The sequence below is a fragment of the Candidatus Methanoperedens nitratireducens genome, assembly GCF_900196725.1.
GTDB classification, from domain to species: domain Archaea; phylum Halobacteriota; class Methanosarcinia; order Methanosarcinales; family Methanoperedenaceae; genus Methanoperedens; species Methanoperedens nitroreducens_A.
On record NZ_FZMP01000089.1, the window covers coordinates 1 to 2,664 of the forward strand.

2 protein-coding genes are annotated in these 2,664 nt (G+C 40.1%); both read right to left on the reverse strand.

Annotation, left to right across the window (positions count from 1 at the left end):
• Window positions 1-190: 190 nt before the first annotated feature.
• On the reverse strand, window positions 191-1,306 hold the full coding sequence (locus MNV_RS06795) for a S8 family peptidase (RefSeq protein WP_096204702.1): 1,116 nt from the start codon (window positions 1,304-1,306) through the stop codon (window positions 191-193).
• 292 nt (window positions 1,307-1,598) lie between these two features.
• Window positions 1,599-2,513 carry a hypothetical protein gene (locus MNV_RS06800; protein WP_096204704.1) on the reverse strand — a complete coding sequence of 305 codons (915 nt, stop codon included), beginning with the start codon at window positions 2,511-2,513 and terminating at the stop codon, window positions 1,599-1,601.
• Between the last annotated feature and the right edge of the window lie 151 nt (window positions 2,514-2,664).

Below are 2,664 nucleotides of genomic sequence, written 5' to 3' on the forward strand. Positions count from 1 at the left end.
TTAAATGGAGCAAGGACTATATATAACTTATGGTTTATATATTACAATTACATTAAAAATTTCAACGCTATTAAAACATTACAATGCCGTTAAAATTTTTAATGTAATTATAATTTTCAATGGCATTGTAATTTTCAAGACTTTTGCAGGCGTAGAGATGAATATTGGTTTATTGATAATGCATTCTATACTAACCTGCTTGCACCAATCCAAACCCATAGATATTATCTCTGCCAATATCACCCAGATCGATTGCGTTATAATCCAAACTTTGACGAATTTCCTGCGGAGTCATGGACAGGTTTTTACTTTTAATTAGTGCCGCTGCGCCGCTTAGAAAAGGCGCTGCCATCGATGTGCCGCTTTCATTAGCATAACCGCCGTTTAACCATGTAGAGTATATATCTACACCCGGCGCTGCCAGTTCTATTTTGGCGCCGTCTGCGCTCCATACAGGCGCAATGTTGTTATAATCGACTGCCGAAACCGCAATCACTGAATCAAATTTTGCAGGGTAAAGAACATCATCGGTGAACAGGTTTCCATCTCCGCTGTTGCCTGCGGCTGCAACAAGAAGGATGCCGGCATTATAAGCATTGGCAGTAGTATCGTTCAGCGCCTGGGAATAAGTCCTTGTTCCAAGGCTCATTGAAATAATATCCATGTTATTCTGCACTGCCCAGTCTATCCCTTCGATAACATCCGAAATATATCCGCTGCCATAGGCATCCAGCACCTTTACAGCGTAAAGCTGCGCGTCCGGTGCAACGCCAATTACTCCGATGCTGTTGTTTCTGGCGGCTATGATTCCTGAAACGTGGGTACCATGACCATTATCGTCGTTCCATTTGTTGTTTTTTGATTTCCCAGCAAGATTGATGCCTCCAGATACTGTTAAATCGGGATGGTTGTTGCTTATCCCCGTATCCAGCACAGCTATCTTTAGATTTATACCAGTGGAGTTATTCCATGCTTCAGGCGCTTTTATTCTTGCAATGCCCCATGTGATCTGCTGCGGGGGTTGTGGAGGCTGGGGCTGTGATGGTTTGCCTGCTATCTGAACCTGAGCATCTTCTTCTACGTATTTTATTTTCGGGTTTTTCTTTAACTTTTCAGATACACTTTCTGGGATATCGGTTGAGATAGCGTTAATTATTTTGTACTGGGTAAAATTAGCTATGCCATGTTCTTTGATTATGTTTTGATCGATTTCCTCGGTGAATCCGACTATTACTGGCTTTGCATCTATCGCTGGTATCAATAGTAGCATAAGTGTGCATAAAATTAGAATTGTTCTAGTTTCCATTTCATTTCTCTCCCAATGATTTCATTCTGATTTTCTAACATACTTGAAATATGTTCACTGTAGGCTATAATACTTAATTTTATAACAATCTAAAAGAATAACGTATAGACTTGCTGCGAGGATGGAAGCAAAATTGAAAATTTACTTTTTACTTCTTCGCATTAGCTTGTAAAGTGCATACAAAATGATGATTAATATTATAATTCTAATAATTAAAAATATCTCTGGAGTACCTATTATCATTTTTTATACCTCTTATTTTGACAAAAAATAGAAAGATATCCTTATATATCTATTGGTAGGATACCTTTGCAGATTGCCAGTGAACTTGTGGCGTTCCACCAATTGCATCAAACCCAAAATCGGCTAAACTGACCGCTCCTACAGAACTTGTAGCGGTATGTACCTGCAATTGAAGGGCATATTGCGTACCAGATGTAAGGTATACAGATACACCACTGTTTGCGTTATTTGGCCCGCTAGATCCTTGAAAGCCAGTCAGGCTAACTACGTCATTCTGAGTAGTTACTGTTTGCCATCCAACTCCAGATGTATATTTATATAGAACAAAGTCTATACTTTGATCATCTGGCCATGCTGATCCTCCAGTCCAATCTAAGTAAACGTTCACTATGGCATTCCCTGTTTCTGGGGCAGTGAAGTACCTGTAGAAGTACCCGTCGGCATAATAAGAACCTAGAACCTCAGACCTGGCCGCAATTCTCTCATACTGTCCCGAAGGATATGTATCTGCTCTATTATATCCAACGCCCCAGCCACCCTTTGAGGCTCCCATTGCATCGACACCATAGTAGTTGTATGAATTACCTAGAATGCTTACGGAACCAGAATCAGACGCATTTGCTATTTTTGTAGGAATTTTGCTGGGTTTTTCATTAAGCAATGCTGATTCTCTTTCCGAATCTACGATTTGTTTCTTCAATTTTATTTGATCGTATTTGGGGTCATCTAGTATCGTAGAGAGTCTGTTATCTGCAACTTGCTGAGTTATTTCACCATTCTTAACTTTTTCTTGGATTTCTTTTATTTCCTTAACCGCTGCGTCTAATTGCTGGGCATATTGCTTCTCATCAAATTTTTTATTCAAATTTATCTGCTGAGCACTCACTGCAGGCACGATAGCTATGCCCACCAGCAGCATCGCCACAAACATCGCGCCTAATTGCATTCCTTTATTTTTCTTCATATTTTTTATTCCTCCATTTATATTTTCTCATCTTTACTGCCCTCAGACGCGGCGCTGGCTTTAAATAGCTTCAAAGCTAACACTACCATGCCTTCGGGCAAATGCTGGAGCTCAGTTGCTTACTTGAAACGGTAACTGAGCCCCACGTTTT